Annotated in this window: 25 protein-coding genes; 6 read left to right on the top strand and 19 right to left on the bottom strand. The window is 65.1% G+C overall.

Going from position 1 to position 21,210, the window contains the following annotated elements; all coding sequences use genetic code 11:
* Positions 1 to 62 precede the first annotated feature (62 nt).
* The 13 genes from ptsP to NDY25_RS18020 form a co-directional block, all read right to left on the bottom strand.
* On the bottom strand, positions 63 to 1,793 hold the full coding sequence (ptsP, locus tag NDY25_RS17960; RefSeq protein WP_168959306.1) for a phosphoenolpyruvate--protein phosphotransferase: 1,731 nt from the start codon (positions 1,791 to 1,793) through the stop codon (positions 63 to 65).
* 58 nt (positions 1,794 to 1,851) lie between these two features.
* Positions 1,852 to 2,121, bottom strand: a complete 270-nt coding sequence (locus NDY25_RS17965) for an HPr family phosphocarrier protein (RefSeq protein WP_005913389.1) — start codon at positions 2,119 to 2,121, stop codon at positions 1,852 to 1,854.
* Positions 2,114 to 2,506, bottom strand: a complete 393-nt coding sequence (locus NDY25_RS17970; protein WP_006451266.1) for a PTS sugar transporter subunit IIA — start codon at positions 2,504 to 2,506, stop codon at positions 2,114 to 2,116. Before NDY25_RS17970 ends, NDY25_RS17965 begins: the two co-directional genes overlap by 8 nt.
* 250 nt (positions 2,507 to 2,756) lie before the next feature.
* Positions 2,757 to 3,629, bottom strand: a complete 873-nt coding sequence (rapZ, locus tag NDY25_RS17975) for an RNase adapter RapZ (RefSeq protein WP_168959305.1) — start codon at positions 3,627 to 3,629, stop codon at positions 2,757 to 2,759.
* Positions 3,626 to 4,576 (bottom strand): HPr(Ser) kinase/phosphatase, encoded by a 951-nt coding sequence (gene hprK / locus NDY25_RS17980; protein ID WP_006451268.1) that lies wholly within the window; start codon positions 4,574 to 4,576, stop codon positions 3,626 to 3,628. Before hprK ends, rapZ begins: the two co-directional genes overlap by 4 nt.
* Entirely contained in the window at positions 4,573 to 5,031 is a 459-nt protein-coding gene (locus NDY25_RS17985) for a PTS sugar transporter subunit IIA (RefSeq protein ID WP_168959304.1), read from the bottom strand. The genes hprK and NDY25_RS17985 overlap by 4 nt, the downstream gene beginning before the upstream one ends.
* A gap of 21 nt (positions 5,032 to 5,052) precedes the next feature.
* Positions 5,053 to 5,370, bottom strand: a complete 318-nt coding sequence (gene hpf, locus NDY25_RS17990) for a ribosome hibernation-promoting factor, HPF/YfiA family (RefSeq protein WP_006451270.1) — start codon at positions 5,368 to 5,370, stop codon at positions 5,053 to 5,055.
* A gap of 87 nt (positions 5,371 to 5,457) precedes the next feature.
* A complete protein-coding gene (locus NDY25_RS17995) occupies positions 5,458 to 6,897 on the bottom strand; it encodes an RNA polymerase factor sigma-54 (RefSeq protein WP_168959303.1) in 1,440 nt (479 codons plus the stop codon).
* Between the two features lie 40 nt (positions 6,898 to 6,937).
* Positions 6,938 to 7,657 carry an LPS export ABC transporter ATP-binding protein gene (gene lptB / locus NDY25_RS18000; RefSeq protein ID WP_023904635.1) on the bottom strand — a complete coding sequence of 240 codons (720 nt, stop codon included), beginning with the start codon at positions 7,655 to 7,657 and terminating at the stop codon, positions 6,938 to 6,940.
* Positions 7,657 to 8,217: a lipopolysaccharide transport periplasmic protein LptA gene (gene lptA, locus NDY25_RS18005; protein ID WP_180336583.1), complete on the bottom strand. Its 561-nt coding sequence runs from the start codon at positions 8,215 to 8,217 to the stop codon at positions 7,657 to 7,659. The genes lptB and lptA overlap by 1 nt, the downstream gene beginning before the upstream one ends.
* Positions 8,195 to 8,770: an LPS export ABC transporter periplasmic protein LptC gene (gene lptC, locus NDY25_RS18010; protein WP_023904633.1), complete on the bottom strand. Its 576-nt coding sequence runs from the start codon at positions 8,768 to 8,770 to the stop codon at positions 8,195 to 8,197. Before lptC ends, lptA begins: the two co-directional genes overlap by 23 nt.
* Complete coding sequence (locus NDY25_RS18015; RefSeq protein ID WP_249049161.1) at positions 8,767 to 9,315, bottom strand: KdsC family phosphatase; 549 nt, start codon at positions 9,313 to 9,315, stop codon at positions 8,767 to 8,769. The genes lptC and NDY25_RS18015 overlap by 4 nt, the downstream gene beginning before the upstream one ends.
* Positions 9,316 to 9,363: 48 nt before the next feature.
* On the bottom strand, positions 9,364 to 10,365 hold the full coding sequence (locus NDY25_RS18020; protein WP_168959300.1) for a KpsF/GutQ family sugar-phosphate isomerase: 1,002 nt from the start codon (positions 10,363 to 10,365) through the stop codon (positions 9,364 to 9,366).
* Positions 10,366 to 10,418: 53 nt separating this feature from the next.
* On the opposite strand from NDY25_RS18020, the gene NDY25_RS18025 reads away from it, so the two are divergent.
* The 3 genes from NDY25_RS18025 to NDY25_RS18035 all read left to right on the top strand — a co-directional run bounded on the left by NDY25_RS18025 (position 10,419) and on the right by NDY25_RS18035 (position 12,359).
* On the top strand, positions 10,419 to 10,646 hold the full coding sequence (locus NDY25_RS18025; protein ID WP_168959299.1) for a BolA family protein: 228 nt from the start codon (positions 10,419 to 10,421) through the stop codon (positions 10,644 to 10,646).
* Positions 10,647 to 10,764: 118 nt separating this feature from the next.
* On the top strand, positions 10,765 to 12,039 hold the full coding sequence (gene murA / locus NDY25_RS18030; RefSeq protein ID WP_006449247.1) for a UDP-N-acetylglucosamine 1-carboxyvinyltransferase: 1,275 nt from the start codon (positions 10,765 to 10,767) through the stop codon (positions 12,037 to 12,039).
* Positions 12,036 to 12,359, top strand: a complete 324-nt coding sequence (locus tag NDY25_RS18035; protein ID WP_168959298.1) for an EF-hand domain-containing protein — start codon at positions 12,036 to 12,038, stop codon at positions 12,357 to 12,359. Before murA ends, NDY25_RS18035 begins: the two co-directional genes overlap by 4 nt.
* Before the next feature lie 565 nt (positions 12,360 to 12,924).
* Here NDY25_RS18035 and NDY25_RS18040 read toward each other — a convergent pair.
* From NDY25_RS18040 to purM, 5 genes are all read right to left on the bottom strand, one after another.
* On the bottom strand, positions 12,925 to 13,608 hold the full coding sequence (locus tag NDY25_RS18040) for a DUF3108 domain-containing protein (RefSeq protein ID WP_168959297.1): 684 nt from the start codon (positions 13,606 to 13,608) through the stop codon (positions 12,925 to 12,927).
* Between the two features lie 3 nt (positions 13,609 to 13,611).
* Positions 13,612 to 14,448 carry a DUF3108 domain-containing protein gene (locus NDY25_RS18045; protein WP_168959296.1) on the bottom strand — a complete coding sequence of 279 codons (837 nt, stop codon included), beginning with the start codon at positions 14,446 to 14,448 and terminating at the stop codon, positions 13,612 to 13,614.
* A 66-nt stretch (positions 14,449 to 14,514) separates the two neighbouring features.
* A complete protein-coding gene (gene purN / locus NDY25_RS18050; protein WP_168959295.1) occupies positions 14,515 to 15,183 on the bottom strand; it encodes a phosphoribosylglycinamide formyltransferase in 669 nt (222 codons plus the stop codon).
* On the bottom strand, positions 15,170 to 15,787 hold the full coding sequence (locus NDY25_RS18055; RefSeq protein ID WP_256627611.1) for a DUF2238 domain-containing protein: 618 nt from the start codon (positions 15,785 to 15,787) through the stop codon (positions 15,170 to 15,172). Before NDY25_RS18055 ends, purN begins: the two co-directional genes overlap by 14 nt.
* Before the next feature lie 13 nt (positions 15,788 to 15,800).
* Positions 15,801 to 16,934 carry a phosphoribosylformylglycinamidine cyclo-ligase gene (gene purM, locus NDY25_RS18060; RefSeq protein ID WP_180336582.1) on the bottom strand — a complete coding sequence of 378 codons (1,134 nt, stop codon included), beginning with the start codon at positions 16,932 to 16,934 and terminating at the stop codon, positions 15,801 to 15,803.
* Between the two features lie 22 nt (positions 16,935 to 16,956).
* Between purM and NDY25_RS18065 the strand changes: the two genes are divergently transcribed.
* From NDY25_RS18065 to hda, 3 genes are read left to right on the top strand one after another with little or no spacing between them, the layout of a single operon-like run.
* Positions 16,957 to 18,069 carry a DUF2066 domain-containing protein gene (locus tag NDY25_RS18065; RefSeq protein WP_168959292.1) on the top strand — a complete coding sequence of 371 codons (1,113 nt, stop codon included), beginning with the start codon at positions 16,957 to 16,959 and terminating at the stop codon, positions 18,067 to 18,069.
* Positions 18,066 to 19,235 carry an AI-2E family transporter gene (locus NDY25_RS18070; RefSeq protein ID WP_023904621.1) on the top strand — a complete coding sequence of 390 codons (1,170 nt, stop codon included), beginning with the start codon at positions 18,066 to 18,068 and terminating at the stop codon, positions 19,233 to 19,235. The genes NDY25_RS18065 and NDY25_RS18070 overlap by 4 nt, the downstream gene beginning before the upstream one ends.
* Positions 19,232 to 19,933 (top strand): DnaA regulatory inactivator Hda, encoded by a 702-nt coding sequence (gene hda, locus NDY25_RS18075; RefSeq protein ID WP_168959291.1) that lies wholly within the window; start codon positions 19,232 to 19,234, stop codon positions 19,931 to 19,933. Before NDY25_RS18070 ends, hda begins: the two co-directional genes overlap by 4 nt.
* Before the next feature lie 500 nt (positions 19,934 to 20,433).
* Here the strand turns inward: hda and NDY25_RS18085 are convergent.
* Positions 20,434 to 21,197 (bottom strand): IS5 family transposase gene (locus tag NDY25_RS18085; RefSeq protein ID WP_095574585.1). Its coding sequence is split into 2 segments (ribosomal slippage): positions 20,434 to 20,882 and positions 20,882 to 21,197, totalling 765 coding nucleotides; the frame shifts between segments, so codons are not numbered across the junction.
* Positions 21,198 to 21,210 lie beyond the last annotated feature (13 nt).

The following is a 21,210-nucleotide window of genomic DNA, read 5'->3' on the forward strand; positions in this document are numbered from 1 at the left end:
GGAGGATTCCGAGCATCGGCTGCACCCGTCTGGCGGTGAGCGCAGCAGGTTTCTTCGTACTATCAGCGAAGCAAACCCTGCGCAACGGCCGCCAACCACTTCTCGATGCCCTTGCGGTCGCGTGCGCGCAGCAGTTTTTCGCCTTGCACGCGCAACTCGCCCAGGTGGATGTCGCGCACTGCACGGCGCACTTCCAGCAACGTGGCCGGATGCAGGCTGAACTCGGTGAGCCCCAACGCCAGCAACATCGGCACGAAGCGTGGGTCGCCGGCGATCTCGCCGCACACCGCCACCGGTTTGCCATACGCGCGCCCGGTGGCGATCACCTGCGCGATCAGGCGCAGCACCGCCGGATGCAATGGCGAATACAACTCGCCCAAGGCCTCGTTGTTGCGATCCACTGCCAGCAGGTACTGCACCAGATCGTTGGTGCCGATCGACAAAAAATCGATATCGTCGATAAAGCAGTCCAGCGCCAGGGCCGCAGCCGGCACCTCGATCATCGCGCCCAGCGGAATGTGCTCGGCGATCTCGTGGCCTTGTTCGCGCAGTTGCATGGCCAGCTTCTTGATCTGTCGCCGCAGCAGCTGGATTTCCTCGCGGCCACTGACCATCGGCACCAGAATGCGCACCGGCCCGTAGCCGGAGGCCCGCAGGATCGCGCGCAATTGCGCCTGCGCCACCGCAGGACGGGCCAGCGACAGCCGCACGCCGCGCAAGCCCAGCGCCGGGTTGTCTTCGTCGCTCAGGGTCAGGCCTGTGCGGTCGGCCTTGTCGGCGCCCAGGTCCAGCGTGCGGATGGTGACCGGGCGCCCGCTCATGCCCAGCACGGTGTCGCGATAGGTGTGGAACTGTTCGTCTTCGTCGGGCAGCTCGTTGCGCTGCAGGAACAGGAATTCGGTGCGATACAGGCCAAGGCCGCTGGCGCCGAGCGCATGCGCTTTTGCCACGTCTTCCAGCGATTCGGCATTGGCCAGCAGCGTGATATCGACATTGTCGCGCGTGCGCGTGGGTTTGGAACGCAGCCGACCCAGCTCGCGCTGTTCCTTGGCCAGCGCGCGCAGACGCTCGCGGTAGTCGCGCAGATGTTCGGGTTTGGGATCGACGATCACCTGGCCCGAACCGGCATCGACGATCAAGACATCGCCATCGTCGATGCGCTGCAGCGCATCGCTCACGCCCACCACCAACGGCAGGTGCAGGCTGCGCGCCAGGATCGCGCTGTGCGAGAGCGTGTTGCCGGCAGTGGTGACGATGCCGACCACGCCCTGCGATTGCAGCTGCGCCAGTTCGGACGGCGCCACGTTGTCGCAGACCAGGATCTCGCCAGCCACGCCCTTGAGGTCGGGCGCGCGCTTGTGCAAGAACGCGTGGATGCGGCCGATCACATGATCCAGATCGTCCATGCGGCTTTTGAGGTACGCATCCTCCATGCCGTCGAACACCGCCGCCAGCCGGTCGCGCTGCACGCGCAAGGCGTAGTCGGCGCTGTAGCGATGGGTGCGGATCAACTCGTCCAGACCTTGCAGCAGCTCCGGGTCGTCGAGCAGCAGCGCATGCAGTTCGAGGAATTCGCCGACCTCGCGCGCCAGCGCGCCATGCAGGCGGTCGCGCAGTTGTTGCATTTCGGTGCGCGCCGCTTCGATGGCTACATGCAGACGCTGCAGCTGCGTTTCCACCTGGTTGGCGGGCACGCGCTGCTCGGCGATTTCCAGCATGTGGCTCTGGCGCACGCGTGCGCGCCCGAGTGCGTTGCCGCGCGAGGCACCGTGTCCGCGCAAGCGCAGACTCATGCGCGACCTTGGCGCGGCCGTAGTGTGTCAGTCGGCACAGCCGCGAGGTGGCGCATGCTCAGCTGTCCTCGTCGAAGCGACGCTCGAACAGGTCCACCAGCGCCTGCAAGGCCTCGGCTTCGTCTTCGCCATCCAGCCGCACCACCACGCTGGTGCCTTGGCCGGCGGCCAGCAACATCACGCCCATGATGCTCTTGGCATTCACCTCGCGGCCCTTGGCCGCCAGGGTGGCATTGCTGCGATAGGACGACAGCGTCTGCACCAGCTTGGCGGTTGCCCGCGCATGCAGTCCGAGTCGGTTGGAAACTATGAGTTCGCGTTCAAGCATCGTCGATGATCGCTCCGTTGCGGGTGCCTGCCGCCGCGGTGGCGGGCAGCTCCTGCAAACCTTGTTCGGGGTAGTTCATCACCCGCAGCAGCATCGGCAGGCTCAGCGCGGACACCCGGCGAACCGGCGTGCCCAGCTTGGCCAACCGGTTGGCGAGATTGCTGGGGCTGGCGCCATACAGGTCGGTCATGACCAGCACGCCGTCGCCACTGTCGACCCGACGCATCGCCGATGACGCCTGGGGCAGCAAGGCGTCCAGGTCTGCATCCAGCGGTACATCGAATGCTTCGGTCTTCAGCGGCAAATGCCGCAACAGCCCCGTCGCCACGTTCAATAACGCCGCGCCGATGCCGGGATGAGTAATGAGGAGAATGCCACAGGCCATGCCGAAACGTTAACAGGTCGGCATGACTGCGCGATAGCGTTTGCCGGCACCGATGTGTTGCGAGATGAATAGCCGTTTAGGCGAGCGCTGCAATGCGTTGTCTGCAACGAGCGCTGCAGTCCGCATCTGTTGGGCAGTTGCACCAGCATGCGCTGCGAGGTTGTAGCGACGACTTACTTTTTGCAGACTTGCAGAATTGCGGGGCACCGCTTTGACGATTCCCGAATCCCCATTCTCGATTCCCGGGATTTCAATCCTGCTCGCGATGAAACGTCGCCACTTCCGGCCAGCCCTGTTCGCGTGCATGCCGCGCCATGCGCTCGGCCAGATACACCGAGCGGTGCTTGCCGCCGGTGCAGCCGAAGGCGATGGTCACGTAGCTGCGGGTGTCGTTGCGCAGCCGCGGCAGCCAGGTATCGAGCAGGTCCACGATCTGCCCCGTGTAGCGCACCACGTCGGGTTCCTTGTCCAGATACTCGCGCACGCCGGCATCGCGGCCGGTGAGCGGGCGCAGCTCCGGGTCCCAATGTGGATTGGGCAGCACCCGCGCATCGAACACGAAGTCGGCCTCGGCCGGTACGCCGCGCTTGTAGGCGAACGATTCGAACAACAGCGACAAGCGGTCGCTGGTGCCGAGCGCGAACTCAGTGACCACGCGGCGACGCAACTGGTGCACGTTGAGCGCGCTGGTGTCGATGATGGCATCGGCCTGCGCGCGCAGTGGTTCGGTCAACTGCCGCTCGCGGGTGATCGCTTCCGGCAACGCCAGGCCGAGGTGGCTGAGCGGATGGCGGCGGCGGGTATCGGCATAGCGCTTGATCAGCGCCTCGTCGCTGGCTTCGAAAAACAGCAGCCGTGCCTCGATGCCGTATTCCTGCGCGGCCTGGCGCCATTGCGCCAATTGTGTCAGATCGCTGCGGCTGCGCACATCGATGCCTACCGCCAGACGCTGATCGCCGAGCGGGTTACCACGCAGGCGGCTGCGCACGAAATCCGGCAGCAACTCCACCGGCAGATTGTCCGAGCAGTAGTAGTCCAGATCTTCGAAGGTCTTCAACGCGACCGATTTGCCCGAGCCGGACAGCCCGCTCACGATCATCAACGTGGAGGGCGCGGTACTCATGGCGTGCGTCGCTCCAGCAGGTTGCTATGGCGGGCGATGAACATCGCCGCCGGGTCGATGCCCTTGGTGCGCAGGATATGCAGCCGCGTCGCTGCCTCGGTCAGCACCGCCAGGTTGCGGCCCGGCATCACGGGCAGGGTGATCAGCGGCACGTCCAGATCCAGCACGTGGCGGCTGCCGGAATCGCCGGTCAGGCGCTCGTAACCGGACGGGGTGGGCTCGGTCATCGGGCGGGTCAGGTGCACGATCAGGCGCAGGTACTTGTTCTTCTTCACCGCGGTGTCGCCGAACATGTCGCGTACATTCAACACGCCCAGGCCGCGCACTTCCAGCAGGTCCTGCAGCAGCTCGGGGCAGGTGCCATCGAGCACGTCGGGGGCGATCTGGGTGAACTCCGGCGCATCGTCGGCTACCAGACGATGGCCGCGGCTGAGCAGTTCCAGCGCCAGCTCGCTCTTGCCCGATCCCGCCTCGCCGGTGATCAGCACGCCGATCGAATAGATTTCCATGAACACGCCATGCAACGTGACCCGTGGCGCCAGCGTGCGCGCCAGATGGTAGGACAGATGATTGAGCAGTTCGTGGCCGCGCTTGGGCGAGATCCACAATGGCGTGCCGGATTCGTCCGCGGCCGCGCGCAGGTCTTCCGGGCACGACTGATTCTTGCTGAGCGCCAGCGCCAGCGGCTGCACCTGGATGATCTTCTCGATCGTCTCCCAGCGCTGGCGTGCATCCAGCGAATCCAGCCAGGCCAGCTCTTCGGTGCCCAGGATCTGCACCTTGTTGGGGTAGATCACATTGAGATAGCCGGCCAGCGACGGACGCCGCGCATTGTTGCTGCCAGCCTCGATCTCGCGGTGTTCGCCTTTCTGGCCGGCCACCCAGCGCAGCGCCAGCTTGTCGCGCTGCTGGTCGAACAGTTCGCGTGCGGTGATGCTGGTATTCATGCGGCGCTGGCCTGTGGCGGCGGTGCGTCGGTGAGCAACGCCATCAAGGCATCTGCATTGGGGGCGGCGCGCAGCTGCAGACGAAATTCCGCATCGGAGAAGCGCTCGGCCAGTTCCGACAGCAGCATCAGGTGTTGATGGGTGTAATGCGCCGGCACCGCCATCGCGAAGATCAGATCCACCGGTTCATCGCTACCGAAGGCCACCGGTGTATCCAGTCGCAGCAGCGCGCCGCGTGGCTCGGTGAGATTGGGGCAGCGCCCATGTGGAATGGCGATGCCGTGGCCGATGGCGGTGCTGCCCAGCGCCTCGCGTTCGCACAGGTTGGCGTAGAGCTCGTCTGCGCCGGCCTGGCGACAGGACAGCAGATCGGCAGCGGTATGCAGGACAGTGTCGCGATCGGCGGCCGGCGACACCACGGTGCGCACGGCCGCCATCAGATCGGTTAAAGGCATGAGGGCATCAAGCGAGAAGCGTCATGCGAGATTGTCGCGCACCTCGCGTGCGTGGTGGTTACATTTCTTTTCTTTGTGCTTGAGCACCAGGCGGTCGAGCTTGTCGACCAGCAGGTCGATGGCCGCATACATGGTGGAGCCGCTGGCATCTGCGTGCAGGGTGCGACCGGGAAGGTTGACGGTGGCGACCACATGGTGGTCTGGCTTGCGAACGGCCAGCTGCGTTCGAACTTCACAGTGCTGGTCGAAATGGCGCTGCAGTCGCTGCAGCTTGCTTGCCACGTACTCCCGCAGCGCGGGGGTCACTTCAAGCTGGTGGCCATACGTCTCGATACGCATCGGATACCTCCATTGGTCGGTGGGCCAATGAACCTTTCCGGTGATCCGACAAACCCGGCGCAGGCCGGCGTTGCGGTGGTTGCAACGTCAGGCGATGCGCACGCGTTCGTGGGAGGCGGAAATGTTCATGGCTTCACGATACTTCGCAACGGTGCGCCGCGCTACTGGTACGCCGGAAGTTTTCAACAGATCCGCCAACTTGGCGTCCGAGAGCGGCTTGCGCGGGTTTTCCGCGTCGATCAGGCGCCGGATCATGGTCTGAATGGCGGTGCTGGACGCCTCGCCGCCGCTGTCGGTGTCGATACCGGAGGCGAAGAACGAGCGCAGCGCGATGGTGCCGCGCGGGGTGCGTACGTATTTGCGGGCGATCGCGCGGGAAATGGTGGATTCGTGCAGGCCGAGCTCGCCGGCGATCTCGCGCAGCGTCAGCGGGCGCAAGGCCTGCGCGCCGAATTCCAGAAACCCGGCCTGGTGCTTCAGCAGGCAGCGCACCACCCGCAGCAAGGTTTCGCCGCGCGCTTCCAGGCTCTTGAGCAGCCAGCGCGCCTCCTGCAGCTGGCCGCGCAAATAGCCGGCATCGGATTCGCCACAGCTGCGGATCAGGTTCTCATAGCCGCGGTGGATGGTGACCTTGGGCTGCGCGCGGCCGGCCAGCGAGGCCCGCCACACGCCGCGCTGGCGCCAGATCACACAGTCCGGCACCACGTAGGTGTCTTGCGACAGGTCGCCGATCTGCTTGCCCGGGCGCGGGTCCAGCGAGCGCACCAGTTGCACCGCCTGGTCCACGTCGGCGGTGGAACGCTTGAGTTCGTGGGCCAGCCCGGACACACCGCTGCGTGGCAGACGCTCCAGCGGGCCGGCGACGATCTGCAACGCCAGCGCGCGGCCCGGGGTGGCGGGGTCGAGCACGGCCAGTTGCAGCGCCAGGCATTCGCCCAGGTTGCGCGCGCCCACGCCGACGGGGTCGAAGCGCTGGATCTGATGCAGCACGGTGAGCACTTCGGCTTCGTCCACCGCCGCGCCGAGCGCGAGCGTTTCGAGGATGGCCGACAGCGGTTCGCGCAGGTAGCCGTCTTCGTCCAGCGCGTCGACCAGCATCGCGCCGATCTGGCGGTCGCGCGGCGACAGCGGCGACAAATGAAGCTGCCACAGCAGGTGATCGGCCAGCGTTTCCGACTCGGCCACCCGCTCGGCGGCATCGCCGGACTCGTCGTCGTCGAAGCTGCCGCCGCTGCCCGACCCGGTCCACTGCAATTCGTCCTGCGACCAGTCGTCGTCGCGCTCGGCAGGCGCGGGCTCTTCGCGTTGCGGGTCCTCGGTGGATGAGGAGGGCGAGGATTGGACCGGCACGTCGCTGGCGGTCTGCGCCGCTTCGTCGGCCCACTCCAGCAGCGGATTGGTCTCCACTGCGGCGGCGATTTCCACTTCCAGCTCGGTGGTGGACATCTGCAATAGCTTGATCGCCTGACGCAATTGCGGCGTCATGACCAACTGTTGTCCTAGCGATGTCTGAAGCCGGGCTTTCATGCAGGCACTGACTGAGAAAATCGATGGCGCGGCGACGCGCTCAAAGGCGGAAAGTTTCCCCCAGATACACGCGACGGACGTCGGGATTGGCTAACAATGCGTCTGGTGCCCCCTGCGCCAGCACGCCCCCCTCCGCGAGAATATACGCGCGATCGCAGATTCCCAAGGTTTCGCGCACGTTGTGATCGGTGATCAACACGCCGATGCCGCGTTCCTTGAGGTGGATGATGATGCGCTGGATCTCGCCGACCGAAATCGGATCCACGCCAGCAAAGGGTTCGTCCAACAGCATCATGCGCGGCTTGGCGGCCAACGCGCGCGCGATTTCGCAACGGCGCCGCTCACCACCGGACAGGCTGGCGCCCAGCTGGTCGGACACATGGGTGATCTGCAGTTCTTCCAGCAGCGAGGTCAGTTCCTTCTCGCGCCCCGCACTGTCCAGGTCTTCGCGCAGCTCCAGCACCAGGCGGATGTTGTCGGCCACGGTGAGCTTGCGGAAGATCGAGGGCTCCTGCGGCAGATAACCGACGCCGAGTTTGGCGCGCGCGTACATCGGCTCGGCAGTGAGGTCGCGGCCGTCCAGCTCGATACGCCCGGCATCGGCCTCGACCAGGCCGACGATCATGTAGAAGCAGGTGGTCTTGCCGGCGCCGTTGGGGCCGAGCAGGCCGACCACTTCGCCGGCCTCGAGCGTGAGGCCGAATTCCTTGACCACTTCGCGTTGCTTGTACTTCTTGCGCAGACCGGTGGCGACCAGCATTACTTCTTCCCCTGCGGCTTGGCAGCGGGCTTGGCGGCCGGCGTTGCCGCAGGCGTTGCTGCTGCCGGCGCCGCGGTCTTGGGCTGGATGATGGTGCGCACGCGGCTGCCGTCGCCGCCACTCTGCATGTTGCCGGTCTTGGTGTTGTAGACCATGCGCTGGCCGGCGTTGGTGCCCTTGGGCGAGTCGACCTTGTAATTGCCGGTCAGCACGATGACTTCGTTGGCGACCTGGTATTCGATGTTGTCGGCCTGGCCGTTCATCATCGCGCCGTCGTCCATCTGCTGCTTGAGCGTGGCCTGCTTGCCGATCAGCACCACACGGTCGGTCTGGCCGTTCTTCTGGAAGATATCAGCGGTGTCGGCGTGGATTTCCAACGTGCCCTGGGTGATCACCACATTGCCGCTGAAGCGGCACTTGCCGCTGTCGTCGAGCATGTTGCAATCATTGGCGTTGGAATCGATCGCCATCGGCTGATTGCGGTCGCTGGTCTTGGCCATCGCAAGGGCGGGCAGCAGCAGCGCGGCAAACGCCAGTTTAGCGGGCAGCATTCGGTTCATAGCGAGTCTTGACCTGAGAAAGGAGCTTGTACTGGCGTGATTTGAGGTCGGCCTCGAAGCCGACCCCGCTCTGCATGATACCCGGCCGGCTCATGCTCACCGGGGCGGCGGTCTTGGCGAGGTTCTGCTGCGGGAACACGTCCAGGCTCTGGGTGCGGAACGTGGTCGGCGGCGTCGCGCCGGTGGTGGGGCTGTCGCCGGAGACATCGCCACGCAGGCGCAATTCGTCGCCTTTGGGGCTGATCCAGCCGGTCTTGGAACGTAGCGTCCACGGTTGGTTGGCGTTATCGGGCAGCAGAAACACCGGCGTGGTGATGTCCGAGGTCTGGTCGGCGCGGTTGCGGTGCATTTCCGGCGCACGCAATGTCATCGATTCCTTGCCGGTTTGCTTGTCCAGCGCAATCAGTTCGAAATCGCGCAGTACATAGTCGGCGCGCGAATCATCCACCGCCGCAGCGACCGGACGCGCGCGCTGTTGCCAGGCCGACCAGCCGGAGATCACGGCGGCGGCGAACAGCACAACGCCCAGGGTGGTGCGCCAGTTCCAGCTCATGCGGAGAACCTTTCGATGATGCCCTCGACCTGGCCTTGCGCAGCCAGCACCACATCGCAGACTTCACGTGCGGCACCTTCGCCGCCACGTGCGTGGGTATGCCACTGCACGCGCTCGGCGATCCACGGATGCGCGTTGGCGGGTGCCACCGGCAGGCCGACCGCCAGCAAGGCGGGCAGGTCGGGCAGGTCGTCGCCCATGAACAGCACCTGGTCCAGCGACAGGCCGTGCTCCTGGCACAGGGCCAGCACCGCCAGGCGTTTGTTCTTGACCCCGATCTGCACATGCAGGCCCAGATCCTGGCCGCGCTTTTCCGCCGACAGGCTGGCGCGCGCGGTGATCAGCGCGACATGGATGCCGGCGTGGTCGAGTTGCTTAAGCCCCTGGCCGTCCAGCACGTTGAAGGATTTGCTCTCGTTACCGGCGTGGTCGTAATACAGGCGGCCGTCGGTCAGGGTGCCGTCGACGTCGAAACAGGCCAGACGGACGCGCGCGGCGCGGTCGATCAGCTCGGCGGGCAGGTGCTGCAGTGGGGAATAGGGCATCGGCACGAATCGGTAAGAACGGGATTCCAACGTTTGAAACTGAACCTGTTAAACCACCTTGGCGCGCAACAGGTCGTGAATGTTCAATGCGCCGACCGCGCGCTGCTGCGCATCGACCACGATCAAACCGTTGATCTTGTAATCCTCCATCAGCCGCGCGGCCTCGGCGGCCAACTGGTCGGCGCCGATGGTGCGGGGGTTGCGCGTCATCACCTGCGCAATGCCGGCGCTGCGCACGTCGATGTCGCTGTCGAGCGCGCGGCGCAGGTCGCCGTCGGTGAACAGACCGATCAGCCGCCCCTCGTTGTCCACCACGGCGGTCATGCCCAGCCGCTTACGGCTCATTTCCATCAGTGCCTCGCTCAGGCTGGCGTCCTCGCGCACGCGCGGCAGGTCATCGCCGCTGTGCATCACGTCAGTGATGTGCAGCAGCAGACGCCGGCCCAGGCTGCCGGCCGGATGCGAGCGCGCAAAGTCATCGGCGGTGAAGCCGCGCGCATCCAGCAGCGCCACCGCCAGGGCGTCGCCCATCGCCAGCGAGGCGGTGGTGCTGGAGGTGGGCGCCAGATGCAGCGGGCAGGCTTCGGCGGAGACGCTCACATCCAGATGCACGTCGGCGGCCTGGGCCAGCGAGGAGCTCGGGCGCCCGGTCATGGCGATGATCGGGTTGCCCTGGCGCTTGAGCACCGGCAGCAGCATGCGCACTTCGTCGGATTCGCCCGAATACGACAGCGCCAGCACGATATCGGCCTCGGTGATCATGCCCAGGTCGCCGTGCCCGGCCTCGCCGGGATGCACGAAGAACGCCGGCGTACCGGTAGAGGCCAGGGTGGCGGCGATCTTGCGCGCGATATGCCCGGACTTGCCCATGCCGGTGGCCACCACGCGCCCACGCGAGGCCAGTACCAGCCGGCAGGCCGCGGCGAAGTCGCTGCCGATCCGCGCGCCTACGCCGGCCAGCGCCTCGCGCTCGATCTCGAGCACGCGCTGGCCGCTGGCGACCAGGCTGGCGTCGCTGACGGTGGCGGTGGGCAGGTGCGAGACGGCCATGCGGGACTCGGGTGAAGAGTAGAATGTGCGCTCATTTTATGAGGAAACGCCCTTTGGACGCCGAAACCATCCGTAAACTCATCGAATCCGGCTTGCCCGAAGCCCGCGTCGACGTGCACGGCGACGACGGCGTGCACTTCGAGGCGACCGTGATCAGCGCTTTATTTGCCGGCAAGGCCCCGTTGGCACGGCACCGTATGGTCTACGCGACCCTGGGCGAGTTGATGGGCGGAGCGATCCACGCGCTGCAGCTCAAGACGCTGACTCCGGGCGAAGGCTGAGCGGTTGTCGGGCCTTGGCTGGTCGGGCTGCTCATCCGCCTCGATCGCAAGCGCCCGACAGGCTCCCGGCGACTCATCTCATTCCCCCCGACATCCTTTTCAGATTCCCTGAGATCCCATGGCAAAAATCGTAGTGACCGGCGGCCAAGCGCTGCACGGTGAGGTCAATATTTCCGGCGCCAAGAACGCGGTGCTGCCGATCCTGTGCGCGACCCTGCTGGCCGATGCGCCGGTGGAAATCAGCAACGTGCCGCACCTGCATGATGTGATTACCACGGTGAAGCTGCTCAGCGAGCTGGGCGCCGAGGTCACCATCGACGAAGGCACGCTGGCCAAGGGCCGCTCGATCCTGGTCGACCCGCGCTCGGTCACCCACCAGGTCGCGCCTTACGAGCTGGTCAAGACCATGCGCGCCTCGATCCTGGTGCTCGGCCCGTTGCTGGCGCGCTACGGCAACGCCGAAGTGTCGCTGCCCGGCGGCTGCGCGATCGGCTCGCGTCCGGTCGACCAGCACATCAAGGGCCTGCAGGCGTTGGGTGCGGACATCAACGTGGAAAATGGCTACATCAAGGCCACCAGCAACGGGCGCCTGAAAGGCGCGCGTTACGTGTTCGACATGGTCAGCGTCACCGGCACCGAGAACGTGCTGATGGCTGCGGTGCTGGCCGAAGGCACCACGGTGCTGGAGAACGCGGCGATGGAGCCGGAAGTCACCGACCTGGCCGACTGCCTGATCGCGCTCGGTGCGCAGATCGAAGGCGCCGGCACGCCGCGCATCGTGGTGCAGGGCGTCGAGCGCCTGGGTGGCGGGCACCACGCGGTGCTGCCGGATCGTATCGAAACCGGCACCTTCCTGGTCGCTGCGGCGATGACCGGCGGCAGCGTCACCGTGCGTCGCGCGCGTCCGGAAACCCTGGATGCGGTGCTGGACAAGCTCACCGAAGCCGGCGCGACGATCACCACCACCGCCGACAGCATCACGCTGGACATGCACGGCAAGCGCCCGCGTGCAGTGAGTCTGACCACTGCGCCGTACCCGGCATTCCCCACCGACATGCAGGCGCAATTCATGGCGCTCAACTGCGTGGCCGACGGTGTGGGCGTGATCAACGAAACCATCTTCGAAAACCGCTTTATGCACGTCAACGAACTGCTGCGGCTGGGTGCGGATATCCAGGTCGAAGGCCACACCGCGATCGTGCGCGGCGCCGAACGCCTCAGCGGCGCGCCGGTGATGGCAACCGATCTGCGCGCCTCGGCGTCGTTGATCCTGGCCGGGCTGGTCGCCGACGGCGACACCACCATCGATCGCATCTACCACCTGGACCGTGGTTACGAAAACATCGAGGAGAAGCTGGGGGCGCTGGGCGCGACCATCCAGCGCACCGCATGATCCTGCGCGGACGTTTCACCACCCGCCGCAAAGTGCTGCTCGGCGTGATCGTGCTGATCCTGGCGTGGCTGGCCTACGCCTGGTCGGTGGGCATGGCGATCACCCAAGGGGGCGAGTTCAAGGACATGGACTGGAACAACGACGGCACCGCCAGCCGCGACGAAATCGCGCAGTCGTTCTACGCGGTGGCGGTGAAAAAGACGTTCGAAGGCAAGCGCCATTGCGACCTGTTCTATTGGCGCAGCACCGATGCGCAGATCCGCGTGGATTGCCGCACGGTGTTCAGTACTGGCGATGACAAGGCTGCGGCCAAGCCCTGAGGGGTGACTAGGTCGGCGCGGATGGATCACTTTTGCAGCAAGTGATGGGTCCGTGCGGATAGACCACTTGTGGAGCTGCTGATCTTGGACTTCGTTGCAGGGCCCTTGCCCGCTCACCGTCGCGGGACACGCCGCAAGTACGTCCGTGTAGGCTCTTACGCGGCATCCATGCCGCGTAAGGTCCCGCGACGGTGAGCGGGCAAGGACCAGTCGAGAGTGTCGGTGTGCATGGTGCAAGCAAGGCACGAGATCCGCGTTCGGATAACGGCGCTTTTTGTCATCTTTCCAACGCAAGCCGATCGACGGCCAAGCTTGTAATAAAGCAACCGGTTAACTCTGCTTGTAAGAAAGCAACCGATTAACTCTCTGGTGCGGTGTCCTCGCCGATTGCGGGACCGTGTGGCGGCATGGATGCCGCCACCGAGCCTACAAGGACGTACTTGCGGCGTGTCCCGCGAGCGGCGAGGGCACCGCGCCCTCGACTCAGTAGCATTTGACTGCACTAAACAACTTCACGACCGGAACTACGCTGGCAATTAAGCCTCTGGTCGAAGCTTTGGCGCGCTCAGCGCAGCGCCTTGATGGTCAGGTCCAGCGCGTCCTGGCCCTTTTCCTTCTGCAGCAAACGTGCCGGCACCGGCAGGTCCTTGACCACCCAGGCGATCAGTTCCTTGTCGCCGTCCACGCGCGACACCTTGGTCGCCTGTTCCTGCTTGCCGTTGACGGTGATGGTTTCCTTGCCGACAACCTTGTAGCTCATCGGCTTGATGCGGCCTTCGTCCACCATGCGGTAGTTGAGCGGCTTGCCGGCGGCCAGGTCGCGGGTGATCGCCAGGTTGATCAGCAATGCATCCATGTCGCCGGTCTTGAGCTGCACCGGGCCACGGCGGTCGGCCTTGATGTCGCCGCCCCAGGTGGCCTGATTGGTCTTCCAGTCGTAATTGGCGGTGACGTTGCGGCGCTTGACCATCATCGAGGAGGTGTCATTGCTGCTCACCGGGCGCAGCTGACCGTTGCTCTCTTCGAACACGGTGCTCTGGGTCAGATTGGCCAGCTGGTTCTGGATGGTGAGCGTGTAGCGCCACTGATTGTCACCGGCTGCGGCCAGGGTCATGGTGCCGTTGGCCTGCATGCCCATGTAGTTGGCCGAATAATCGGCCTGGAACGGCTGCACGGCGAATGCGGGCAGGCTGGCCACGGCCAGTGCGGCAGCGGCAATCAGCGAAGACGTGCGGGAAATGGATTTCATGGCTCATGCTCCTTGGTATTCGACCAGGCGCAGATCGACCTGATCCTCACCTTTGTCACGTTGCAGGATGCGCACCGGCGTAGGAACCCCGTTGGCGATCCAGAGGATGGTTTCGTTGTCGCCGCTGTTGACGCGGTACACGCGCAACGCGTCGTAGCTGAGGTCGCCCACCTGCACCACTTCGGTGGTATCGGCGACCTTGTAATCGTATTTGCGCACCCGGCCGACATCGACGTAGCGATAGCTCAGGCTACGCCCGGGTTGCGCGTCGCGCATCAGCGACAGGTTCAACGACAGCGCGCTCTGGTCGCCACGCTGCAGCGGAATCGGCTGTTGACGCTCTTTCTTCAAATCACCGTCCCACTGCGCGCTGGCGGTCTGCCAGTTGTAGACGCCGGTGACCTTCTTGCCGAAGAACATCGCCTTGCGCACGGTGCTCTGGCTCAGCGGCACATAGGTGTCGCCATCGACCTGGAACACGGTGCTTTGTTCCAGGTTCAATCCCAGGATGCTGGCAAAGCCCTTGCGGCCGCGCACCGACATATCGATGCGCCACTGGCTGCCCTCGCCGTGGCTGACCTGCATGGTGGCGTCGCCGGCTTCCTTGCCGCGGTAGAAGGCCTGGTAGGTCGCCACGAAGGGTTGCAGTGGCGGCGGCGTCCAGGTGCTGGCAGGCAGGGCCGCTGCAGATGTCGGCGTAGCCGGCGGGGGTGCAACCGGCGCAGGAGCAGCAGGTGCAGCCGGCACAGGCACGGCAGGCGCCTGTTGCGCACGGCCGGTACCGGCTTGGGCGAGCAGGGCAGTGGTCAACAGCGCGGCGGCGATCGGGATGACGTTCATGCGCTGAGAGCGAGGCACGGGGGCCGCAAGGATGTCCGAGGCAGGATGAGGAGGGCGTATCCGCATTCAGGCGAGTGCGGTGTCATCGGACTCTAGTCGCAGTGGCGTAAACAGGCACTGACCGTCGATGTGGACGCTGTCGCGGTGCACCTCCACGCGCCCGCTGGCGAGCAGGTCTAGCGTGGCCAGCAGCAGTGGGTGTTCGCGCGCCAGCACGCGAGCAGCCAGCTGCTCGGCGGTGTCGTCGGGCAGCACCGGCACGCGCGCCTGCGCGATCACCGTGCCGGCATCCAGTTCCGGCACCACCAAGTGCACGCTGGCACCATGCTCGGCATCGCCGGACTCCAGTGCGCGCGCATGCGTGTGCAGGCCGCGGTACTTGGGCAGCAGCGAGGGGTGGATATTGAGCATGCGCCCGGCGAAGCGACGCACCAGCGGCTCGCCGAGGATGCGCATGTAACCGGCGCAGACCACCCAGTCTGGCTGCGAGGCGGCGATGGCATCGCCCAATGCGTCATCGAAGGCAGCTCGGTCGGCGAAGTCGCGCGGGCTAGCGCTCCAGCGCTGCGCCTCGTCCACCTTCTGCAAGACCGGCGCCTGCGGGCGATCGGAAAACACGCCGACGACCTCGGCCCGCAGCCGGCCGCTGGCGATGGCATCGAGGATGGCCTGCAGGTTGCTGCCACGGCCCGAGGCCAGGACGGCCAGGCGCAGAGGGGTGTCAGCGGCGCGCATGGAATAGTGTCCCAGCCACGGGATAAGCGGCCAGGCTGCCGAGCGTGGCCAGCAACATGTCGGCATGCGCATCCCATGGGTCGCCTTGCTGTCCGTTGTAGGCCTCGGCTGCCTGCGGCGACAGCAACAAGGCGATTGCCCACTCCAGCCACTCGTACAACAGACTGACGCACATGATGGTCATCACCGTCAGGCAGAACAGCTGGCGCAGCGTCAGGCGCGGCCATAGGGCGCGCGCTAACTGCGCAATGGCAGGGGCAAAGCACAGCCCGAACATCAGATGGATCAAACGGTCGAAGTGATTGCGCGTCCAGCCGAAGCTCTGGCTTGGCGACCAGTGCAGCGCCTGTTGAGCCCACTGCTCATACGGTACGTTCGAATACAGCCAACGCGCTCCGATGCAGTGCATCGCAATGAACACGCACAGTGCCGCGAATACCCCGTTGGCCAGCGGCCGGCGCCGATCCACCCATACCAGCGCGATCAGGCCGACCATCGTCAGCGAGCTATGCAATGCCTGTTCGACCGGCCACAACGGCGCGATCCAGCTGACCGCGAAAATGCCCAGAGTGGCTGCAAGAACAACCCGTTTTAAGTGATGCACGACGACTGCCGGATCAACCGATCCGCACGCGCTCATCGCCCTGCGCCGTCACTACCTGGCCAATGCGCCAATGCGCCAGCGATTGCGCATCCAGCGCCTGTTCCAGTGCCGCGGCCTGCTCAGCGGACGCGATCAGCACGAAGCCGATGCCGCAGTTGAAGGTGCGCCACATTTCGGCATCGGCCACCGCGCCTTCGCGCTGCAGCCAGGCGAATACCGTCGGCAACGTCCAGGCCTTGGCGTCGATGTCCAGGCCCAGACCATCGGGAATCACGCGGATGATGTTTTCGGTCAGCCCGCCGCCGGTGATGTGCGCCATGGCGTGGATCGTCTCGCCGTGCGACTTGAGCAGCGCCAGGATCGGCTTGACATACAGCGCGGTCGGCGCCATCAGCGCATCGATCAGCTTGACGCCATCCTCCAGCACCAGCTCGGCCGGGGCGCCGGCGCGCTCGTAGATCTTGCGGATCAACGAATAGCCGTTGGAGTGCGGCCCCGAAGAGGCAATGCCGATCAGCACGTCGCCTGCGCGCACCTGCGCGCCATCCAGCAACTGCGATTTTTCCACCGCGCCCACGGTGAAGCCGGCGAGGTCGTATTCGCCCGGCGGATACATATCGGGCATCTCGGCGGTTTCGCCGCCGATCAAAGCGCAACCGGACAGCTCGCAGCCGCGCGCAATGCCCCCGACCACGGCTGCGGCGGTGTCTACGTCCAGCTTGCCGGTGGCGAAGTAGTCCAGAAAGAACAGCGGCTCGGCGCCCTGCACCAGCACGTCGTTGACGCACATGCCGACCAGGTCGATGCCGATGGTGTCGTGCCGGCCCAGCTGCTGTGCCAGCTTGAGCTTGGTGCCCACACCGTCGGTGCCGGACACCAGCACCGGCTCCTTGTACTTGCCCGACAGGTCGAACAAGGCGCCAAAACCGCCCAGGCCACCCATCACCTCCGGCCGGAAGCTGCGCTTGACCAGCGGCTTGATGCGTTCGACCAATGCGTTGCCGGCATCGATGTCGACACCTGCCTCACGGTAGGTCATGGGCGAGGGATTGGAAGGCGTTGGGCTGGTCACGGGCGGGGAGGGCTCGGCTGTAAAGGCGGCGATTTTAGCAGCCACGTTGGCGCTGGCGTCCCATTCGGGCAACAATTCACCCGGATACGCTTAAGTCATGGAACCGTCGATGCGCCGCAGTCTCGCTTTCTTTCTCGCCCTCGTGGTCGCCGCGCCCGTGCTGCCGGCCTTCGCACAGGCCGATCTGCGTACCGAAGGCGATGTCGCCAAGGCGCAAAGTGCCTACGATGCCGAAGTACCGGTCAACAGCCAGAGCGAGTCCGATCGCCCTGGCGCCCTGGCGCGCGCGCTGGGCGCGGTACTGGGAAAGGTCTCCGGCGATCGCGGCGCGATGAGTCGCCCCGGGGTGTCGCAGGCGCTGCGCAATGCGCCCAACTACGTCGAACACTACGACTACCGCCAGGATCAGGGCACCTCGCGCACCGGTGCGCCGACCTTCCGTACCACTCTGGTGGCGAGCTTCCGGCAAACCGATGTGGACAGTCTGATCGCGGCGCTGGGTTTGCCGGTGTGGCCGCTGCCGCGTCCCAAGCCGGTGCTGTGGTTGGCCATCGACGACGGCAGCGGCCCGCGTCTGGTCAGCGTGACCCAGGCCAATGCCGCGCGCAGCGTGCTGGACCGGGCCATCGAGCGTGGCTACCGGCTCGGCCTGCCAAGTGGCGCGGCCGCCGAGCAAGCACTGGCCGGCGCGATTTGGCGCAAGGACACCGCTGCGGTGTCGCGCGCATCGGCCAAATACAGCCCGCCGATGCAGCTGATCGGCAAGCTCTACCGCACCGACGCCGGTTGGACTGCCGATTGGGTGTTCGTCGACAACGGCAACGTGCTGTCCAGCTGGACCAGCAACGATGGCGACGCGCGTCGCGCGATGGCCGCCGGTGCCGACGGTGCGGCCGATGCGTTGGTCAAGCGCTATGCCAAGCGGGTGGACTCGGGCGTGCCCGGCGTCTATCGCGCGGTGATCACCGGTATCACCAGTGCCGACGATTACTTGCGTGTCTCGGCCGCGCTGCAGGGCGTGTCGGTGGTGCGCAGCATCCGCCCGGTCAGCGCCAACGGCGACCGCATGGAAGTGGATCTGGAATTGCTCACGGGCATTTCCGGCCTCAACCGTATGCTCGGCGACAACAGCCCGTTGGTACCGGTGTCGGTACCGACCGAGGGCCCGATCATTCTCGAAAACGAGCACGCCGAGTACCGCCTCAAATGACTTTGACTCCCGAAGCCGAAATTGCCCTGTTCCTGCGCCGCCTCAAATGGGTGGCGGTGATTGTCGGCGTATTGTGGGTGGTATCGCTGCTGTCGCCGATCCTGACACCGTTCGTGCTGGCGCTGCTGCTGGCCTGGCTGGGCGACCCGCTGGTGGATCGCATCGAGCGTGCCGGGCGCTCGCGCAACATGGCGGTGTCGTTGGTGTTCGTGCTGGCGCTGCTGCTGTTCGTGCTAGCGCTGATGATTCTGGTGCCGATGATCGAGCGCCAGATCATGACCTTGATCGACGCGCTGCCGCAGATGCGCACCTGGGCGATCAGTACCGCGATTCCGTGGCTGGAAGCCAAGACCGGCGTGGAGCTGATGGGCTGGCTGGACCCGGAGCGCTTGATCGACTGGATCCGCAGCCATTGGGAGCAGGCCGGCGGTGCCGCCAAGACGTTCTTCGGTTACGTGCAGCGCTCGGGCTTTGCGATGGTGACCTGGGTGATCAACCTGGCGCTGCTGCCGATCCTGGCGTTCTACTTCCTGCGCGACTGGGACCGCCTGGTCGAGCGCGTGGCGGCGGTCATCCCGCGTGCCTACATCGGCACCGTGAGCCGGCTGGCGCTCGAATCCAACGACGTGCTCGGTGGCTTCATCCGCGGCCAGTTCCTGGTGATGCTGGCGCTGGGCGTGATCTACGCCACCGGCCTTTCCATCATCGGGCTCAATCTGGGGCTGCTGATCGGCATCATTGCCGGCTTCATCAGCTTCATTCCGTATCTGGGCGCCACTACTGGCATCGTGCTCGCCTTGCTGGCGGCCGTGGTACAGGCACAGGGTCTGGATCTGAAGTTGCTGATCGGCGTGGGTGTGGTGTTCACCGTCGGCCAGTTGCTGGAAAGCTATGTGCTGACCCCGCGTATCGTCGGCGACAAGATCGGCCTGCATCCGGTGGCGGTGATCTTCGCAGTGATGGCGGGCGGCCAGTTGTTCGGCTTCCTCGGCATGCTGCTGGCGCTGCCGGTGGCAGCGGTGGCCAACGTGTTGCTGCGCTACGCACATGAGCAGTACACCCACAGCGATCTATACGCAGGCGAGCGCGCCGGCATCGTGCTGCAATCGGGTACTACCGAGCGCAGCGTGATCGTCGAACCCGGCAAGGACGCAGATCGGTTGTGAGTGTTCCGCAGTTGCCATTGGCGTTGCGCGCGCCGCCCGATCAGCGCTTCGATAGTTACATCGCCGCGCCCGAGGGGTTACTCGCGCAATTGCAGGCCTTGGCTGCGGGGCAGGTGAGCGACTGGCTGTATCTGGCTGGCCCCGCCGGTACCGGCAAGACGCATTTGGCGTTGTCGCTGTGCGCGGCGGCCGAGCAGGCCGGCCGCGCTTCGGCCTATCTGCCGCTGCATGCGGCGGCAGGTCGATTGCGCGATGCGCTCGAAGCACTGGAAGGGCGCAGCCTGGTCGTGCTGGATGGTCTGGACACCGTTGCCGGGCAGCGCGACGACGAAGTGGCCTTGTTCGATTTCCACAACCGCGCGCGCGCTGCCGGCACGACGTTGCTGTACACCGCGCGGCAGATGCCCGATGGCCTGGCGTTGGTATTGCCGGATCTGCGCTCGCGGCTGTCGCAATGCATCCGCATCAGCCTGCCGGTGCTCGACGACGCGGGGCGCGCGGCCGTGTTGCGCGATCGTGCGCAACGGCGCGGGCTGGCATTGGACGAGGCAGCAATCGACTGGCTGCTGACCCATAGCGAACGCGAACTGGCCGGGCTGGTGGCCTTGCTGGATCGGCTGGATCGCGAATCGCTGGCTGCCAAGCGCCGTATCACGGTGCCGTTTTTGCGGCGCGTGCTTGAGGATCGTGGGTCTTAGAGCGGCTACCAAACGACTGCGTTTACCGCGTGTTCTGAGGGGCGCTGAACACTACTGATAGATCAGTTTCAGGGCGGCTGATCTGGTGTTTGGCTGCAGGGCCCTTGCCCGCCCACCATCGCGGGACACGCCGCAAGTACGTCCATGTAGGCTCTTACGCGGCATCCATGCCGCGTAAGGTCCCGCGACGGTGGGCAGGCAAGGACCAGTCGAGATGGTCGGTGCGCATGGTTGCAAGCAAGGCGTGACGGGTGCTGTTGAATAACGCCGCGTCCGATCAGCTTCGCAACGCAACGAGATCAACAGGCAGGCTTTCAACAAAGTAACCGGCTGACTTTCTGGTGCGGTGTCCTCGCCGATTGCGGGACCGTGTGGCGGCATGGATGCCGCCACCGAGCCTCCACGGACGGATTCACGGCGTGTCCCGTGAGCGGCGAGGGCACCGCGCGCTCGACTGACCATGCTTTTGACTTACAGCGTTTGAATGCATCTAGGGCCTGTTAACACATCCGAAGCCCATCAACGACTAGGACGAAGCTGAGGAATCCAAGGAACATGACATCCAGCTTCTCGAAGCGCGAGAAAATCCGGCGGTAGCCTTTCAAGCGACGGAACAGTCTCTCCACTTCGTTACGCCGCTTGTACATCTCCCGGTTGTATTCCCAAGGCTCGACCCGATTGGATTTCGGCGGGACCACCGGCACGAAGCCAAGATCGAGCGCCAACTGGCGTGTTTCGTTGCCTTCGTAAGCACGGTCCATCAACAAATGAATCGGCCGCTCCACTGGCCCCAGGTGTTCAAGCAACGCGCGGCCTGCAGGTGCGTCATGCACGTTGCCAGGCGTCAATCCAAAGGTGATGGCTGTTCGAGCATCTGCGGCAACCATATGAATCTTGGTGTTCCATCCACCGCGAGACTTGCCGACGGCCTGCGGGCCGTTTTTTTTAATGCACCCGTGCCATCGGGATGGACCTTGACGCTGGTGGAGTCCAGCGAGACTGCTTCGATCTTGATGCGCACGATCTGGGACTTCTGCAATTGGGCGAACATCCGGTCCAGCACACCCGCCTTGGCCCAACGGTTCATGCGTGTGTAGACCGTATGCCAGTTGCCAAAGCGCTTGGGTAGGCCGCGCCATTTGCAGCCATGCTCGGCAACGTAAAGGATGGCGTTGACCACTTGCAGGTTGGTCATGCTGACATTGCCGCGCTGCGCCGGCAGGCAGTGTTCGATCAGAGAAAATTGTGCTGGCGTGATCTCCATGCCCAATAGTTTA

It is taken from the genome of Xanthomonas hortorum pv. pelargonii, assembly GCF_024499015.1.
Lineage (GTDB): Bacteria > Pseudomonadota > Gammaproteobacteria > Xanthomonadales > Xanthomonadaceae > Xanthomonas > Xanthomonas hortorum_B.

Coding starts and splice junctions, on each gene's coding strand:
- ptsP (WP_168959306.1), bottom strand. CDS start 1,793: ATGAGTCTGCGCTTGCGCGGACACGGTGCCTCGCGCGGCAACGCACTC.
- NDY25_RS17965 (WP_005913389.1), bottom strand. CDS start 2,121: ATGCTTGAACGCGAACTCATAGTTTCCAACCGACTCGGACTGCATGCG.
- NDY25_RS17970 (WP_006451266.1), bottom strand. CDS start 2,506: ATGGCCTGTGGCATTCTCCTCATTACTCATCCCGGCATCGGCGCGGCG.
- rapZ (WP_168959305.1), bottom strand. CDS start 3,629: ATGAGTACCGCGCCCTCCACGTTGATGATCGTGAGCGGGCTGTCCGGC.
- hprK (WP_006451268.1), bottom strand. CDS start 4,576: ATGAATACCAGCATCACCGCACGCGAACTGTTCGACCAGCAGCGCGAC.
- NDY25_RS17985 (WP_168959304.1), bottom strand. CDS start 5,031: ATGCCTTTAACCGATCTGATGGCGGCCGTGCGCACCGTGGTGTCGCCG.
- hpf (WP_006451270.1), bottom strand. CDS start 5,370: ATGCGTATCGAGACGTATGGCCACCAGCTTGAAGTGACCCCCGCGCTG.
- NDY25_RS17995 (WP_168959303.1), bottom strand. CDS start 6,897: ATGAAAGCCCGGCTTCAGACATCGCTAGGACAACAGTTGGTCATGACG.
- lptB (WP_023904635.1), bottom strand. CDS start 7,657: ATGCTGGTCGCCACCGGTCTGCGCAAGAAGTACAAGCAACGCGAAGTG.
- lptA (WP_180336583.1), bottom strand. CDS start 8,217: ATGAACCGAATGCTGCCCGCTAAACTGGCGTTTGCCGCGCTGCTGCTG.
- lptC (WP_023904633.1), bottom strand. CDS start 8,770: ATGAGCTGGAACTGGCGCACCACCCTGGGCGTTGTGCTGTTCGCCGCC.
- NDY25_RS18015 (WP_249049161.1), bottom strand. CDS start 9,315: ATGCCCTATTCCCCACTGCAGCACCTGCCCGCCGAGCTGATCGACCGC.
- NDY25_RS18020 (WP_168959300.1), bottom strand. CDS start 10,365: ATGGCCGTCTCGCACCTGCCCACCGCCACCGTCAGCGACGCCAGCCTG.
- murA (WP_006449247.1), top strand. CDS start 10,765: ATGGCAAAAATCGTAGTGACCGGCGGCCAAGCGCTGCACGGTGAGGTC.
- NDY25_RS18035 (WP_168959298.1), top strand. CDS start 12,036: ATGATCCTGCGCGGACGTTTCACCACCCGCCGCAAAGTGCTGCTCGGC.
- NDY25_RS18040 (WP_168959297.1), bottom strand. CDS start 13,608: ATGAAATCCATTTCCCGCACGTCTTCGCTGATTGCCGCTGCCGCACTG.
- NDY25_RS18045 (WP_168959296.1), bottom strand. CDS start 14,448: ATGAACGTCATCCCGATCGCCGCCGCGCTGTTGACCACTGCCCTGCTC.
- purN (WP_168959295.1), bottom strand. CDS start 15,183: ATGCGCGCCGCTGACACCCCTCTGCGCCTGGCCGTCCTGGCCTCGGGC.
- NDY25_RS18065 (WP_168959292.1), top strand. CDS start 16,957: ATGGAACCGTCGATGCGCCGCAGTCTCGCTTTCTTTCTCGCCCTCGTG.
- NDY25_RS18070 (WP_023904621.1), top strand. CDS start 18,066: ATGACTTTGACTCCCGAAGCCGAAATTGCCCTGTTCCTGCGCCGCCTC.